The organism is Zafaria cholistanensis (genome assembly GCF_008580665.1).
Classification (GTDB): domain Bacteria; phylum Actinomycetota; class Actinomycetes; order Actinomycetales; family Micrococcaceae; genus Zafaria; species Zafaria cholistanensis.
In genome coordinates this window covers 201,719-218,065 of the sequence record NZ_BKDJ01000004.1, presented here as the reverse complement: position 1 = coordinate 218,065, position 16,347 = coordinate 201,719, and the positions used below count along the sequence as shown (strand labels likewise).

8 protein-coding genes, 1 tRNA gene and 1 pseudogene are annotated in these 16,347 nt (G+C 71.6%); all 10 read left to right on the top strand.

The window, feature by feature from the left end; translation table 11 throughout:
• The first annotated feature begins 130 nt into the window (after positions 1-130).
• Positions 131-2,998 carry a helix-turn-helix transcriptional regulator gene (locus NCCP_RS05915; protein ID WP_149956309.1) on the top strand — a complete coding sequence of 956 codons (2,868 nt, stop codon included), beginning with the start codon at positions 131-133 and terminating at the stop codon, positions 2,996-2,998.
• A 272-nt stretch (positions 2,999-3,270) separates the two neighbouring features.
• Positions 3,271-5,862 carry a helix-turn-helix transcriptional regulator gene (locus NCCP_RS05910; protein ID WP_149956308.1) on the top strand — a complete coding sequence of 864 codons (2,592 nt, stop codon included), beginning with the start codon at positions 3,271-3,273 and terminating at the stop codon, positions 5,860-5,862.
• Positions 5,859-8,525 (top strand): LuxR family transcriptional regulator, encoded by a 2,667-nt coding sequence (locus NCCP_RS05905; protein ID WP_149956307.1) that lies wholly within the window; start codon positions 5,859-5,861, stop codon positions 8,523-8,525. Before NCCP_RS05910 ends, NCCP_RS05905 begins: the two co-directional genes overlap by 4 nt.
• A gap of 27 nt (positions 8,526-8,552) precedes the next feature.
• A complete protein-coding gene (locus NCCP_RS05900) occupies positions 8,553-9,002 on the top strand; it encodes an FAD synthase family protein (RefSeq protein ID WP_149956306.1) in 450 nt (149 codons plus the stop codon).
• Between the two features lie 892 nt (positions 9,003-9,894).
• A complete protein-coding gene (locus NCCP_RS05895) occupies positions 9,895-11,400 on the top strand; it encodes a sugar transferase (RefSeq protein WP_172627313.1) in 1,506 nt (501 codons plus the stop codon).
• Positions 11,401-11,435: 35 nt separating this feature from the next.
• Positions 11,436-12,362, top strand: a pseudogene (locus NCCP_RS05890) (DUF1972 domain-containing protein); the annotation flags it as partial.
• A 559-nt stretch (positions 12,363-12,921) separates the two neighbouring features.
• Positions 12,922-12,993, top strand: a tRNA-Gln gene (locus NCCP_RS05885).
• Positions 12,994-13,098: 105 nt separating this feature from the next.
• Positions 13,099-14,553: a bifunctional UDP-N-acetylglucosamine diphosphorylase/glucosamine-1-phosphate N-acetyltransferase GlmU gene (gene glmU / locus NCCP_RS05880; RefSeq protein WP_149956304.1), complete on the top strand. Its 1,455-nt coding sequence runs from the start codon at positions 13,099-13,101 to the stop codon at positions 14,551-14,553.
• A gap of 46 nt (positions 14,554-14,599) precedes the next feature.
• The gene (locus tag NCCP_RS05875; protein WP_149956303.1) at positions 14,600-15,580 is read left to right on the top strand and encodes a ribose-phosphate diphosphokinase; all 981 of its coding nucleotides are present in this window, start codon (positions 14,600-14,602) and stop codon (positions 15,578-15,580) included.
• 126 nt (positions 15,581-15,706) lie between these two features.
• A complete protein-coding gene (locus tag NCCP_RS05870) occupies positions 15,707-16,297 on the top strand; it encodes an arsenate-mycothiol transferase ArsC (protein WP_149956302.1) in 591 nt (196 codons plus the stop codon).
• Positions 16,298-16,347 lie beyond the last annotated feature (50 nt).

The window sequence follows — 16,347 nt, the reverse complement described above, 5'->3', positions numbered from 1 at the left end:
CCGCACCCTTTAGGTGCGGGTTGACCGACCCCTCTGGCGCGCGGGCCGATCCGCCCCTAGACTCGGCGATCTGGGGGTGCATCTGTGGGGAACCCCCCAGGCAAACCTACTGTGGGGGATAGGTGCAACTGTGGTACGTGGGAAAGGTGATTCGGGGCAGGACCGTGCCATTGGCGCGGCCCCGCTTGGCTTCAAAACCGACAAGGAGGGGCTTGCGCCGGCCGGGGACGCCGTGGAGGGGATCCTTCATGCCCTGCGCCAGGGCAGCGGAGCGGTAATCGAGGGGGACCTCGGCACCGGCCAGGACGAACTCGCGCACCAGGCGCTCCAAGGGGTGCGCGGCATGGCGCACGTGGTGCTCGTTGACGCCCCCGCGGACACCCATGCCGCAGGGGCTTCCGCTGCGGGGGCGCCGCCGCCGGGGGGCCTTGGGGACCTGGGCCGCCTGGGTGGCGCGCTGGAACCGGGGGACCTGGCCGAGGGGCCCAAGGCCATGAACGCCGTCCGCGGCCTGCTGGCGCGCGAATCCGGCGGCCTGCCCGTGGTGGCCTACGTGCCCGACTGCGGCAGGCCCGGGCCGGAAGCGGTCTCGCTTCTTGCCAACCTGGCCCTCGCCGGTGTCCTGTCGCTACTCGCGGTCTGCCGCGGGCACGCGCCCAATGCCCCCCACCGGTTGTGCCGGGTGGCCCACTTGGAGCGCTTTCGTCCGCAGCCGCTGACACCGCAGGAAACCGCCGCGGAGATTGCCGCCCGCTGCGGCTCGGATGCCAGCCCCGAGGCGGTGGCTGCCCTGTGGGAAGCGAGCGCCGGAAACCGGCGGTGGCTGGCCGCAATCGCCGGGGATTGGCTGGAGCTGGGCCATCTGGTGAACAGTTCGGGAACGTGGGTCCTGGCGGCGGGCCCGGCGCCGGTGGGCGAGCGTGCTCGCCGCGAATGGCGTGACATTTTGGATGCGCTCCCGCCCGGGCCGCGCACGGTGGTGGTCCTGGTGGCCCTGGCGGGCAGGATTCCGCTGCATGCGCTGCTGCAGGTGGCGGATCCGGCCGATGTGGACCACGCGCACGAATCGGGTCTGCTCGATCCCGGTCCGGCTCCCATCAGGACTCCGCGGCTGCGCGGCACGCTCTCGGCCCGGACCATCGCCTCGCTCATCCCGCCGGGGCGTTCGCGCGAACTCCTGCGCCTGCTGCAGGAGAAGCTGGGCCCGGACGCCGGGATTCCGCCGCGCGAACTGGTCGACTGGAAGCACGCCGCAGGCGCCGCTCCCGACCCGGCAGAGGCATTGGCCGCAGCCCGGGAGCTGCTCGGTGACGGAGAGCCGCGCAGCGCCTTGGCCTACCTCGACATGGCCAGGGACCTGGCCGGAACGCCGGCCTTCGCCACCGTTGAGGCACTGGGGCTGGCTGCCGGCGGCCGGGCCGAGGAAGCCTGGGAGACCGTGGCGTTCGCGTGGGGTCCCGCGCCGGCGCACGGACCGGGGGAAGCGGCTGCCGCCGCCGTGGCCGAATGGGCCGAGCTGGGGTTGGCCGGGGCCAGGGCGCAAGCCCTTCGGGGAGTCCACGGGGACGGTCCCGCAACGGGGGAGTGCGCAGCCGTGCTGCTGGCCCGGGTGCGGGAAACGCTGGGGAAAGCTGCGGACGCGGAACCGGGCGCCGCCGGGCACCGCCGGCTCCGGGGGCTCACGGCCGAGGCCGAACTGCTGGAACTGGAATTGGCCGTGGGAACGGGCCGGCATGCCGAGGTGGCCGCACTGCCGCACGACCGTCCCGACTTTCCGCCGGAGGCCCGGCTGCTGTGGCAGGCCCTGGTGGCCGAGGCGGAGGTGATGTGCGGCCGGGTGCATGACGGGCTCGAACTCGGCCGCGAACTGATGCTCCAGCCCCGCTCCCCGTCCGGCCGCGCCGGCGTGCGCGGGAACGCGCGGCGGCACCTCCTCAACGCCTGCGCCGTGTCCGGCGACTGGGCGGAAGGGACCGACCCCGCGGGTCCCCTGCGCTGGGCGGGAACGGCGCCGCCCGGCGCAGGGGTACCGGGCCGGCGCGCGGACGGGCTGGCGGAAGTCCTCAGGACCTGCCTCGCGGGCCGGGGCGAGGGGCTGGAACGGGAGATCCACCAGTTGCGGGTCAATGATCCCTGCGGCCTGCTGCCGCTGGCCCTGGCCGGTTCGGCCCGGACACTGGCGGCACAGGGCCGCGAGGTCCTGGCCCGGGAGCGCCTGCGGGAGCTGGCGGACCTGGAGCAGCAGCCTTCCGCCTGGCTGGTCCGACGCGGCACCGAACTGGCGGCCACATGTGCCGAGGCCCTGCTCGGCGCCACGGATCCGGGTCTCAGGCTGTTGCTGTGCCGCGCCGCCGAGGACCGTGACGCCGGACGGACCTCCCTGGAGCTGCTGGTCCTGGCCGCGGCGGTGCAGATGGGAAGCACTGAGGCGGTACCCCTGCTGGCCGACGCGGCCGGGCGGGCCGACGGAAGGTTCGCCGCGGCCTGCCGGGCCCTCGCGGCGGCGCTGGCGGCTCCCGGGGGGCAGCGGGCCAGCCCGGACGGAGCGGGGCTTTTGGCGGCCGCCCGGACACTGGAGGCACTGGGACATGGGCCCCTGGCGGAGCACGCGTACGCTGAGGCCGCCGCGGCGGGCGTTCCGCGTTCGGAAATGGGGGACCGGGGGTACGGTCTCCCGACCCCGGGGCGCCGGAGCCCCGGCGGGGCCGCCGTACGGACACCGCCCGGCGGCCACGCGTCCGCGGCCAGGCCGAGTCATGTGGCAGGCATGGACCACCGGGCACGCGCCGGCGGGCCGCCGCGGGATCCCTTTGCCGGGCTGACCGGCAGGCAAAGGGACATCGCCCAACTGGTTGCCGCAGGCAGCAGCAACCGGGAGATCGCCGACGCGCTGGGCCTGTCCGTGCGCACGGTGGAAAGCCACCTGTACCAGATCTATGCACGGCTGGGGGTATCGCGCCGGGGGGAACTGGCGGTGCCCGGTCCCACGGGACGCTGACCGCGTCCCGGCTGTAAATCACTTAAGTAGATGGGGGGAAGACGAGTGGACCAGGGGCAACGCTACTGATGCCCTTGCTCATTTCCGCGCCTAGCATATGAGGAATTCCCGCAATCCCCGGGGCTATTGGGGTACCCGGAGTGTCGCGGGCATGGACTTGGGGGAAGAACATGACTTTGCCGCACCTTGGGAGCAGCACGGTTCGGATCAGCACGATTCCATCGGGTTTTCTGGCAGCCTTGGGGAAGGACGGGCCGGGCCCCCGAACGGGGATGGTTTCTGCGCGGGTAAACCGGGCCGGTGTCGCGGAGGAGCTCTCCGCGGCGCTGCGCGACCGCGCCTCCGCGGGCGCGCTTCTGCTCGGCCTGCCCGGCAGCGGCCGGCGGACGGCCCTCGAAGAGGCACTGGCCACCCTGCCGCCAACAACCCGGCGCTTGAGCGTCTCGGGGACTGAGTTCGCCAGCGGCATCCCGTACGGGGCGTTGATGTTCCTGGTGTCCGGCGTCGACCCGGCCCTGCTGGCTTCGGCCCAGGGGGTGTTGCGCGGCATGGGGGAGGTGTTTGCCGCCTCCGGGGGGCGTCCGGTGGTGGTGCTGGAGAACACCGCACTGATCGATGCGGCGTCCTGCAACGCCCTGGCCCAGCTGGCCGCCCAGGGGTCGATCTCGCTGGTGCCGGTCTGCGAACGCATTGAGGACGTACCGGCGGACATTGCCGGCCTGGTGCGCAGCGGCGGGATGGCCCGGCTGGAGCTCGGGCCGCTGACACCGGCCGAGGCGGGGGAGGTTCTCGCGGCCGACCTGGGCGCGTCACTGTCCCACGCGGCGTCGGCCCGACTGTGGCGGGCCAGCGAAGGCAACCTTGAGGGCCTGCGGCTGCTGGCCCGGGACTGCGTGGCCGACGGCAAGCTGCGGCTCGTGGAGGGGCACTGGATCCTGGCGCCGGGGGCCCTGCCGCTGGACGGACACTTTGCGGCGCGGATCCGCGCCCGGCTGGCAGGCCTGGGCGAACGCGAGCGTTTGCTGCTGGACGTGCTGGCGGTGCGGGGGGAAACGTCGGTGGCAGCCTTGAACGCCGCCGGGTTCGCCCCCGCGCTCGATACCCTCCACGGGGCCGGGCACGTGGTGCGCAGCCGGCACGATCCGGGGCGGGTCGAACCGGCGAACGCCATGGTGCGCCACGTGCTGTGCGCGGTGCTGGACGAGGGCCAGCAGCGCCTGCTGGCGGAGATGGTCCGGGATGAGGAGCCGGAACCGTTTTCGGCCGTCCGGCTCATGGCGGACACCGCCCGGGAGATGCTGGATGCCGGCAACGCCCCGGCGGCCGCCGCTTTCCTGCAGGAGCGGAGGGAAACGGGGGACCTGCCCGAACTCCTGTGGCACGAGGCGCCGCAGGTCCGTGCCGACCTGCTGCGCACCGAGGTGCAGGCGCTGCGCTGCGCGGGACGCGGCCGCGAGGCCCTGCGCATGGTGCACGTCCTGCTGGACCGCCTTGAATCCGGGGCGTGCCAGCAGGGCGTGCCCCCCGAAACGCTCGATGAAGTGCGGCTGCTGGCCGCCGACCTCGCCTTCAAAGCGGGGCCGCCGGAGGGCCGCACCCGCCCCGCGCCCGCCGCCGGTGGCGGGGAGGAGGAGGCCGCCGGCCTTCGGCTCTCCGCCCGCCGCTGGCCCGACGACGGCCTGCGGATCGCCGAACAGGCCTGCCGGGCCAGGGAATGGGCCTTGGGCGAACGCCAACAGGAGGCCGCGGAAACGGCGCGGCTGCTGGTACAGGACATCCTTTCCCACCGCGCGGCGGGGGTCCTTGACGAAGTCCTTCCACCCGAACGGATGGGCATCGTAGCCGACGCCCTGATGACGGTATTCCTCGCGCTCGGGGAATGGGACACCACGGCCCAACTGGCCCGGGCCCTGCAGGACGAAGCCGACGCCGGACCCGATGGTGCGGCGGCCGCCGCACTGGTGTTGGGCTCCCTCTCGGCACTGGGCGCGGACACCGGGGCCGCCCTGCAGCAGGCCATGCCCGCGTTGCGCCAGTTGGAGGCCTGGGGGCCGCCCGACCAGCGGGCCGCGCTGGCGGCGCTCGCCGCGCACTGCCTGGCCGACCAGGACCGGCTGCAGGAAGCGGCCGAACTGCTGGTCGGGCTGCGCGACGGGCTCGCCGCCGGACATCCCGTCCTGGCCTGGGCGGCAGAGTTCTTCAGCGCGCTGACGGTCGCCAACCTTCATTCGGCCCACGCGGCCTGCAACCGGCTGATGGCCCTGGCCGACTCCATGGCGGGATCCGGGTGGACGCTGCTGGAAGCGCACACGCTGGCCGCAGCGCTCAGGCTCGGTGAGTTCGCCGCTGCGGGCAGGCTGTCCGCGGTGCTGGACCGGGTCCAGGGGCCGCTGGCCGGGGAACTGCGCCGGCTGGTGGACGCGGTCACCGGAGAGGATGGGCAGGGCGTGGAAGCGGCACTGGAGCGGATCGCGTCCATGGGCTACCGGATGTTTGCCGAGGAAACCGGAAACCGGCTGTATTCCTTCCTGTCGGCGGGGGAAATCCGCAACCTCACCCGCCACCTGGCACGGACCGGGTACGACCGGACGGCGCCGGGCAGCGCGTACGGCGACGCCAGCGGAACCGATCCCGGACCCGAGGACTTGTGCGCGCACCTGGCTGTCCTGACGCGCCGGGAGCGCCAAGTTGCCTCCAACGTCGTCGAAGGCCTCAGCAACGCCGAAATCGCCAAGCGCGGAGGAGTGTCCGTCCGCACGGTGGAAGGGCACCTGTACCAGGTGTATTCAAAGCTGAACGTGCGCAGCCGGACCGAGCTCGCCCGGCTGCTCAGCCAGCCGGCCAACGACGGGGTCGTGGCATGAGTGCCCCGCGCGACGGCCTGCTGGTGGGCCGGCAGGAGGTTCTGACCCGCCTGACGGGGATCCTCGGCGACGAGTCCGCCCCGGGCGCCGTCGTGGTGGGGGCCGCCGGAATGGGCAAGACGGCATTGGCCTCGCTCGCCCTGTCGTCCCTGGATCCTGTCCCGAACACGGTACGCATCCATCCGAGTGCCACCCTCTCCACGGTCCGCTTCGGGGCGCTGGCGCCTTACTTGGGGTCCGTCCAGGACACCGCCGACGTCATGGCGGTCCTGCGCGAACTCGTCGACGTGCTGCCGCGCAAGGCAGCGGGGGGCGAAGGGGCAGGGTGCGGCAAGCCCCTGCTCGTGGTGGACGATGCCCACTTCCTCGATCCGGCCAGCCGCTTCGTGCTGTCCCAGCTGGTGCAGACGTCCACGGTGCGCATGCTGGCCCTGGGCGCGGGCACCGATTCGGCCGAGGGGCCGGCGGATTCGGCGCTCGGGGTGGGCCAGCTGCCCGTGCTGGCACTGGAAGCGCTGGACGTGGAGGAGGTGCGTACGCTCTGTGCCGAGGTCCTCGGCGGGGAGGTCTCCGCGGGCACCGCCGAAGTGGTCACCTCCCTCACGGCCGGCAATCCGCTGCTGGTGCGCGCCTGGTTGAGGTGCGCCGCGGACCAGGGGGCGATGGTCAAGAACAGCGGGGTATGGATTGTTGCCCGCCCGGATCCCGAACCCAATGCGGAAATGCGGGACCTGGTCCGCGGCCTGCACGCCCGGCTGGGGACCGCCCAGCAGGAAACCATGGAACTGCTGGCGCTCGCCGGGCCCCTGCCGCGCACCACGCTCGCGGCCGCCGCGGCCGGCGGCGTGGAGGAGCTGCTGGAATCCGGCGCCGCCGTCGTGGACCGGGGAGGCCAGATCCGGATCGCCAGCAACCTCTATGCGGATGTGCTGCGGGTCCTGGTGCCGCCGGGCCGAAGCGCCCGGCTGCTCCAGCGTTGGCGCACGGCCGCGGGAACCGCGGCGGCGCCGAACCACCGCCAGGTGTTGTGGGCGGTCGAATGCGGCGAACGGGTGCCGCGGGAGGACCTCAAATGCGCCGCGGCCGCGGCCAATGACGCGCTGGAGCCCCTGACGGCCCTGCACCTGTGCCAGGCGGTGGGCGACGATGACGCCGTCGCGCTCGAAACCGCCCGGGCGATGCTGGGGCTGGGACGGCCGCTGTCCGCGCTGTCGGCGGCCGAACGGGTCTTCGAGGGGCCCCACGACGACGCCATGCTCCAGGCCGCCCTGGCGGTGGCGGCCTTAGCCGCGTGGAGGACCGGGGCGTCCGCGCCGGCCCTGGAGGAACTGGCTGGCACATGGGAACGCCGCATCCGGGACGCCGGCCCGCGCGCGGGGGCCGGGGGCGGCTCCGGCAGCCCCGTCCTGCTGGCGGGCCTGGACATCCTGCGCCTCTGGGCCCGGCGGCTCGAGGGCTCCCTGCCCAACGACGCCGGGCAGCGGCTTGAGGAGCTGCGGCGGATGCCGGGGGCCACGGCCGAAATCCGGTTGCTCTCCACCCTGCTGCTTTCGGATGTCCACTGGACGGCAGGCCGCACCGACTCCGCGGCGGCAGTGGCCGCCGAGGCGTGGGCGGCGCTGGAGGCAGAGCCCGCGCTCTGCAGCCGGTACTGCGTCCAAGTCATCGGGCGCCATGCCTTGTGCCTCATCGAGGCGGGGCGGTATGCGCAGGCCGCCGCGTTCCTGGACCGGCACGTTTCTTCCGACCCGCGCGAGGCCGTCCGGCGGCAGGGGACCGTGCAGTCCCTGCGCGGCCTGCTGCATATGCGGCAGGGACGGCTGGCCGAGGCGGTCGAGGAGTTGCGGGAAGGCACTGCGGCCCTTTCGCTGGCGGACCCGTTGCAGCTGCTGCCCCTGGCGACGGGCCTGTTGGATCTGCTGCGCGCCGAGACCGGAACCGGGTCCGGGGAGGGCGCCGCGGTGCATCCGCCGGTGCTTGCCTATCGCGGCCCCTACGATCTGTGGCTCCTGGCCCGGGCCTTTGCCGCCGCGGCCGGCACGGCCCTGGGGGAGGACCGCGGCGGCACGCTGCAACCGGCCGGAACCCTGGGCTCGCTTGCGGGGGAGGCCCGGGCCAAAGGGCTGCCCCTGGTGCACCGGGAGATCCGCGCGCTGGCCTGCCTCCGCGAGGACGGCAAGCCGGACCAGGGCGCATTCCGCCTGCTGGGGGAGGCGGCGGAGGGGCTGGAGGGGCCGCGCAGCCGCACCCTGGGCCGCATCGCCCTGATCGGCGATGCCACCGACCCGGGACGGTTGGAGACCGCGGCCGGGGAGGCGGAGCAGGCGGGGGAAGTGGCGCTGGCCGCGGAACTGCTGGGCCACGCCGTCCTCCTGCACGCGGAGCGGGGGGAGGACAAGCTCGGGGGGCATACCCTGCGCCGGCTGCACCTGCTGACCCGCGGGCTGGGGACACTGTGTTCCCGGACCGTGCTCCGGGCCAGGTCCCATGGCGAGCTGACCTCCCGCGAACGGGACATCGTGCGCCTCGCTGCGGAAGGCAACAGCAACCGGCAAATCGCCAAGGTGCTGACGCTCTCCCAGCGCACCGTGGAAGGACATCTGTACCGCATCTATCTAAAGCTTGGGATCGGTGAGCGCTCCGAGCTCTCCGACTTCCGCTGATTGCCCAACTGGTTAGGGAGACACTTCATGACGATTCGGATTGGTTATGCTGCCGGAGCCTACGACCTGTTCCACATAGGCCACCTGAACCTCCTGCGGAACGCGAAGAGCCGCTGCGACTACCTCATTGCCGGCGTCGTTTCTGACGAACTGATCGAGGCAACGAAGGGGATCCGCGCGGTGGTGCCCCTACCGGAGCGGCTGGAGATCGTCCGCGGACTGGAATGCGTCGATGCCGCCGTTGCCGAAACCCATGCGGACAGGCTCGATACCTGGCGTGAGGTGGGCTTCAACGTGTTCTTCAAGGGCGACGACTGGCGGGGGACGCCGAAGGGAACCGAGCTTGAACGGCGCTTCTCCGAGGTCGGAGTCACGGTCGAATATTTCCCGTACACCATGCAGACGTCCTCGACGGCCCTGCGCCAGGCCCTTTCCGTCCTGTCCGCGCCGCGCCACGCCACGCAGAAGAACGGCTGACGCGCAGCTGTTCCGCTGATGCGCAGCTGTTCTATGGCCCCACCGGTTCCCCGGGAACGCCCACCGCACCACGGGCGCTCCCGGGGAACCGCTGTGCGTGCGGCGGAAACCGGCGGCATGTGCGCCTGCGTAGACACGTACCCGTCTCTGCGTGGTGGCGGGGCCACAACGAGTATCCGCCACTCGTGCCGGGGCGTGCGGGGCTCCGTACTCTCGGGGGTACGGGCGTTGTCCGATCGCCCGTACCGGCAACTGGAATTCCTCGGCCTTGGAGGCATTCGCAAGTGCATGTTGCCGCTCCAGATGGTGCCGGCGGTTCGTGAGCTAGGCGACGCCTAGACTCAGCCCCCCCAGCGACCGCCGGCCCTCTGGAGTTCTTCCCGCCCCAGGCAGTCCGGGCGGGAAGACCCGTAAGCTGCGGCCATGGGGGGAACAAAACACCCCCGATCCGGACAGCATCCGGGCAGGAACTGCCCCCCTGATCGGGCCGGCGGTATGCGAGCTTTCTGAGACAAGGCTCAATCCCCAGCTGCCGCTGGCCCTTAGGCACCGTCTGGCCGGGCACCGGTACCACTCCTGGTACCGGTGCCCGGCCAGACGGCTGTCCACGCCCCCGCGGACGCACAATTTCCGCCCACTAGGTGGTAGCGGGTGTGGGATGCCCGTGGATTGCGCAGGAATCGGGGCACATTCGAGTACCCGCCCACCCGTGCCCGGGACCGCTCCGCTTCCTACCCTCGGCGGTGGGCATTGCGCAAAGGCGCGATGTCCGGCCGGCAAACACCGGATTTCGCTTGGTAAACACTTGGGGGGCGTGAGCATGGCTAGTCCGTTGCACGAACTCGGGGGCACCCTGGAGTGCCCCGCACCACCTGGGGGGGGATCGGATCCCATGACCCAGACCCGTGAACATGTCAAGGCACATCCTGCCGTCGCCGGCTTCAACCGCTGGACCGGACCCGGCATCCTTGAAGCCGGAACCCCGGAGGACCCGGGCACCAAGGCACGGACCAGCGGCGAGTGGCGCCGCCGCTACCAGCTCAACCTGTTGGCCTCCGACGGCCTGGTCATCATGGCCAGCGTCCTGCTGGTCCTGTTCATGGACGGCACGGACACCTGGCCGGCAGCCCTGGCCGTCGCGTCGAGCTGGATCCTCCTGCTGTCCCTTTTCCGGGCGCATTGCCCGCGCTATGCGGGGGTCGGCGCAACCGAATACAAACGCATCATCGATGCGACGGCGGCCACGGCGGGTTGGCTGGCGGTCGTCGACATCGCTTTCGGATTCCAGGCGCTGCGGGACTTTTTGGTGTTGTCCCTTCCCCTCGGCGCGGCACTGCTGCTGGCCACCCGCTGGGTCTGGCGGCACCGCCTGCTGACCACCCACGCGGAGGGCCAGGCACTGTTCAACGTGCTGGTTGTCGGCCAGCCGGCGGACATCGCCTACGTGGTCACCCAGCTGGAGAAGAAGTCGGGTCCGGCCTACCGCGTCGTTGGAGTCGTGCTCGAGCACGAGGAAGGACCCGAGGTTTCCCGTCCCGGACGGGGCCGGCTTCCGGTCCTGCGCGGACTCTCCACGCTGGAAGCGGCCATCCAGCGCTACAGCGCCGACGCAGTTATCGTTGCCGGCCAGCTCGATGCGGGCAGCAGCTACATCACCCAGCTCGGCTGGCGGCTGGAGAGGACCGGGACCGAACTGATCCTGGCCTCCTCGCTGACCAACGTCGCGGGTCCACGCATCCACGTGCGTCCTTTCGAGGGACTGCCGCTGATGCACGTGGAAACCCCGACCTTCGACGGGGGCAAGTTTGCCGTTAAGCGGGCGCTCGACGTCGTGGCCTCCGGGCTGGGGCTGCTGGTCCTGGCTCCGGTGCTGGCCGCGGTGGCCCTCCTGATCGTGCTCGACAGCCCCGGAGGCCCCGTTTTCCGGCAGCAGCGGGTCGGCAGGGACGGCCGCACGTTCACGATGTACAAGTTCCGCACGATGTGCACCGACGCCGAACGCGAGCTGGAGCGGCTCGCGCACCTGAACGAGGGCAGCGGGCCGCTGTTCAAGCTCAGGCACGACCCCCGCATCACCCGGGTCGGCGCCTGGCTGCGCAAGTTCTCGCTCGACGAATTCCCGCAGCTGCTGAACGTGCTCCGCGGCGACATGTCGCTGGTGGGGCCCAGGCCGCCGCTGCCGCAGGAAGTCGAAAGCTACGACGGGCACGAACACCGCCGGCTGCTGACCAAGCCCGGCCTCACCGGCCTCTGGCAGGTCAGCGGACGCTCCGACTTGGACTGGGAGGAGAGCGTGCGGCTGGACCTGTACTACGTCGAAAACTGGTCGCTCACCGGCGACCTGCAGATTCTCTGGCGCACCGTGAAGGTCGTCCTCAAGCCAGTCGGGGCCTACTGAGCCCGCACGCCACGCAGAAAACGTTGGAGGGGAAAATGCGTAAAAAGACCGGGCCGGACGGCCCGCTCAGCATCGCCATGGTGGGCACCCGCGGGGTGCCGGCCAAGTACGGGGGATTCGAGACCGCGGTGGAGGAGATTGGGCGGCGCCTGGTCGACCGCGGCCACGAGGTGGTCGTCTACTGCCGCGGGGGCGACGGGCTGCGGATGCACCGGGGCATGCGGCGGGTGGAGCTGCCGGCACTGCGCACCCGCAGCCTGGAGACGCTCAGCCACACCGCCCTCTCGGCCGCCCACCAGGTGTTCCACGCCGCCGACGCCGCGATCGTGTTCAATGCGGCGAACGCTCCGTGGCTGCCCCTGCTGCGCGCGGCCCGTATCCCCGTCGCCACCCACATGGACGGCCTCGAATGGAAGCGGGCCAAGTGGGGACCGGTGGGCAAGCGGTATTACCGGGTATGCGAGTCCCTGGCCGTCAGGTGGTCCGATGCGCTGATCGCCGATGCACGCGGCATCGCCGACTACTACCGGCACGAGTTCGACGCGGACACCCGGCTGCTGACCTACGGGGCGCCGATCCTCCCGGAGGGGCGCTTCGAGCGGCTCGCGGAGCTGGGGCTGGAACCCAACGGATACCACCTGCTGGTGGCCCGCTTCGAGCCCGAAAACCACGTGGACCTGATCGTTGAGGGGTACGTGCGCAGCGGATCGAAGGTTCCGCTGGTGGCGGTCGGCAGCTGCCCGTACAACAGCGCCTACCTGCAGCGGGTGGAGGCCGCGGCGCAGGGGAAGGTGAAATTCCTGGGCGGTGTGTGGGACCAGGAGCTGCTGGACCAGCTCTACGGCAATGCGCGCATCTACTGGCACGGGCACTCGGTGGGCGGGACCAACCCCTCCCTGCTGCGCGCGATGGGGGCCGGCGCCGCGGTCAACGCCTTCGACGTCGGCTTCAACCGCGAGGTGCTGGGCGGGACGGGACACTACTTCACCGACCCGCAGGACGTCGCAGCGCTGGTGGCCCTGGCCGACGCGGATCCCGAGGCCGCGCGCGAGCGCGGACGGCGGACCCGGGACGCGGCCGCGGCCTACGACTGGGACGTCGTGACGGACGGGTACGAACAACTGAGCCGGGACCTGGTGGCGGGAACCGCCCGCCAGTCCGGCGGGCGCCGCCTGCACCCGGCCCGGGACCTGGTGGCCGCAGGAAACAGTGCCTGGGCCGGCGGCATCCTCACCCCGGGACAGCCGGTGTCCGCGGGACCCATTGCCGCACGCACCGCGGAGGTTCCGGCCCGCAGGACCCGGCTGGTCCGGGGCCTGCGGGTGGGCCAGGCGGCGGGACTGGGGCTTCTCCTCCCGCGGCGGGGGCCGGCCTCCCCGCCGCACGCCGCCCCCTGGGGCCCGCCGCGCGGGGGCGCGCCCCACCCGGGGCGGCGCGCCACGGCGCGCATGCGCACTCCCACGGGCAAGAACGCGTGGCGCTGTGGCAGAATGTTTTCCTGTGCCCGCCCTGCGGACACGGTCCGCCCTGGTGTAATGGCAGCACGCCGGCCTTTGGAGCCGTGCAGTCTAGGTTCGAATCCTAGGGGCGGAACGGAAGGTGTCCTGCGCCACCCGGCGGACGGGGGAAACGGTGTCCGGGCAGGCGGTAGACTGGGGCGGTCCGATTCGAGCCCCGGACGCAGTGCCAAACGATCGCATGGGAGTGCACATCTTGAGCGTGGAAGCCGCCGCCGTCATCGTCCTCGCGGCCGGTGCCGGAACCCGCATGAAATCGGCCAAGCCCAAGATCCTCCACGAGATCGGGGGCCGTTCCATGGTCGGCCATGCGCTGGCCGCCGCCCGGGGCCTTGAGCCCCGCCAGCTTGTTGCCGTCGTCAGGCACGAGCGCGACGCCGTCGCCGCACACCTCCTGAGCCTGGAACCGGGCCTGACGATTGCCGACCAGGACGAGATTCCCGGTACCGGACGCGCGGTCCAGGTCGCGCTCGAGGCCCTGCCCCCGCAGCTGGAAGGCACCGTCGTGGTTACCTACGGCGACGTCCCGCTGCTGACCACCGGGCTGCTGCGCGAGCTGGTCGCCGCGCACGACCGCGACCAGAACGCGGTCACCGTGCTCACCGCCGTCCTGGAGGACCCGGCCGGCTACGGACGCATCCTGCGCGCACCGGACGGAACGGTCGCCGGCATCGTCGAGCACAAGGACGCCTCGCCCGAACAGCGCGCCATCGCCGAAGTCAACTCCGGCATCTACGCCTTTGACGCCGCCGTCCTGCGCGCGGCGCTCTCCCAGGTCACCACCGACAACGCGCAGGGCGAGATGTACCTGACGGACGTGCTGGCCATTGCCCGCGCGGCCGGCGGACGCGTCGCCGCCGTCACCACTGAGGACCGGTGGCAGGTGGAGGGGGCCAACGACCGGGTCCAGCTGGCCGCGCTCGGCAAGGAGCTGAACCGCCGCATCCTTGAACGCTGGATGCGCGCCGGAGTCACCGTCGTGGACCCGGACACCACCTGGGTCGACGTCGAGGTTGCGCTCAGCCCCGACGTCACCCTCAAGCCCGGGACCCAGCTGCACGGAACGACGGCGGTGGGTACCGACGCGGTGATCGGTCCCGACACGACGCTCACCAACGCCACGGTCGGCCAAGGTGCCAAAGTCGTGCGTTCGGACGTGACGGATGCGCGCATCGGTGCCGGCGCCAGCGTCGGTCCCTTCGCCTACCTGCGCCCGAAGACGGACCTGGGCGAGGACGGCAAGATCGGCGCCTTCTACGAGACCAAGAACGTCACCGTCGGCAAGGGCTCCAAGCTCTCCCACCTCGGCTACGCCGGCGACGCCGAGATCGGCGAATACACGAACATCGGCTGCGGCAACATCACCGCCAACTATGACGGCGTGAACAAGCACCGCACGGTCATCGGCTCCCACGTGCGCACCAGCTCCAACACGGTGTTCATCGCCCCGGTGACGATCGGCGACGGGGCCTACACCGCGGCCGGCGCGATTGTGCGCAAGAACGTTCCGGCCGGCGCGCTGGCCCTTTCCGTGGCCCCGCAGCGCAACACCGAGGGCTGGACCGAGGCCAAGCGCCCGGGCAGCCCCTCGGCGCTGGCCGCCTCGCGGGCGCACCGCGGCGCCACCGCCCCCTGAACCCTTCCTGGCCCCCTGAGATACCCTCCCCCGAGAAAGTGATTCCATGAGCGAACTCAGCTACAACGTCGACAAGAAACTGGTGTTGGCGTCAGGCCGTGCGCACCCCGAACTGGCCGAGGAGATCGCCAAGGCGCTGGAGACCGAACTCCTGCCGATGTCCGCCTACGACTTCGCCAACGGCGAGATCTACGTCCGCTCCGGCGAGAGCGTACGCGGCAAGGACGTCTTCATCATCCAGTCATTCCCGGCGCCGCTGAACAACTGGCTCATGGAGCAGCTGATCATGATCGACTCGATGAAGCGCGCCTCGGCCCGTCGCATCACCGTCGTCGCCCCGTTCTACCCGTACGCCCGCCAGGACAAGAAGGGCCGCGGCCGCGAGCCCATCTCCGCCCGCCTGGTCGCGGACCTGTTCAAAACCGCCGGTGCCGACCGCCTGATCAGCGTCGACCTGCACACCGCGCAGATCCAGGGCTTCTTCGACGGTCCCGTCGACCACCTGATGGCCATCCCGCTGCTGGCCGACTACATCCGCGGCCGTGTCGGTTCCGACAACGTCACGGTCGTCTCCCCGGACACCGGGCGCGTCCGCGTGGCCGAACAGTGGGCTGACCGCCTCGGCGGCGTCCCGCTGGCCTTCGTGCACAAGTCCCGCGACCTCACGGTCCCGAACCAGGCGGTCTCCAAGACCGTCGTGGGCCAGATCGAGGGCCGTACCTGCGTGCTCATCGATGACATGATCGACACCGGCGGCACCATCTCCGGTGCGGTGCGCGTGCTCAAGGACGCCGGGGCCAAGGACGTCATCATCGCCGCCACCCACGCGGTGTTCTCCGAACCGGCCTCCCAGCGCCTGGCCGAGTCCGGTGCGCGCGAGGTGGTGGTCACCAACACGCTGCCCATCCCGGAGAGCAAGCGTTTCGACGCCCTGACGGTGCTGTCGATCGCCCCGCTGATCGCCCGGGCCATCAAGGAGGTCTTCGAGGACGGCTCCGTGACGAGCCTCTTCGACGGCAACGTCTAGCGGGACCGGCACCAGCCGGCCACGGAGCCCGGACGCACTGCGCGTCCGGGCTCCGCCGTTTTCGGGCCCGCGGTTTTGGGCCCCGCCGTTTCCGGAGGACCGCCCGCGGCCCGGTAACCTAGGGGGGTGGTCCACATCCTGACAATCTGCACCGGCAACATCTGCCGTTCCCCGTTTGCCGAACGCTACCTCCAGCGGGGCTTCGATGAGATCGCTCCGGGGACCTTCACCATCTCCAGCGCCGGCACCGACGCCCTGGTGGGCCGTGCCATGGACGAACGTTCCGCGCAACGGCTGGCCCACGCGGGAGGGGATCCGGAAGGGTTCGTTTCGCGCCAGCTGACCGAGTCGCTCCTGGGGCAGGCAGACTTCGTGCTGGCGCTCACCGCCGCGCACCGCGCGCGGGCCGTCGCGCTGAGCCCGCGCATGCTCAAGCGGGCCTTCACGGTGCGCGAGTTCGCCCGGGTCCTGGCCGCCGTCACGGCCGACGACGGCGGAGGCAGGCTTCCGCGCGGCGGAGGAAGCGTCGAGGAGCGCTGGAAGGCGCTGCCGAACCTGGCCGCGCTCAAGCGCCACGGAGTGCGTGCCGCCGATCCCGCCGAGGACGACGTGGTGGATCCGTTCACCCGGGAGGACACGGTCTACGACCGCATGGTCGTTGAGCTCCTGCCGGCCCTGCACGGCATCCTGGCATTCGAGGCCGCGTCGCGGTCCTAGCCGTACTCAGCCGGCGGGGCCGGATCCTGATCCGGGCCTGGCTCCTGGTA

Coding starts and splice junctions, on each gene's coding strand:
- NCCP_RS05875 (WP_149956303.1), top strand. CDS start 14,600: ATGAGCGAACTCAGCTACAACGTCGACAAGAAACTGGTGTTGGCGTCA.
- glmU (WP_149956304.1), top strand. CDS start 13,099: ATGGGAGTGCACATCTTGAGCGTGGAAGCCGCCGCCGTCATCGTCCTC.
- NCCP_RS05895 (WP_172627313.1), top strand. CDS start 9,895: ATGACCCAGACCCGTGAACATGTCAAGGCACATCCTGCCGTCGCCGGC.
- NCCP_RS05905 (WP_149956307.1), top strand. CDS start 5,859: ATGAGTGCCCCGCGCGACGGCCTGCTGGTGGGCCGGCAGGAGGTTCTG.
- NCCP_RS05910 (WP_149956308.1), top strand. CDS start 3,271: ATGGTTTCTGCGCGGGTAAACCGGGCCGGTGTCGCGGAGGAGCTCTCC.
- NCCP_RS05900 (WP_149956306.1), top strand. CDS start 8,553: ATGACGATTCGGATTGGTTATGCTGCCGGAGCCTACGACCTGTTCCAC.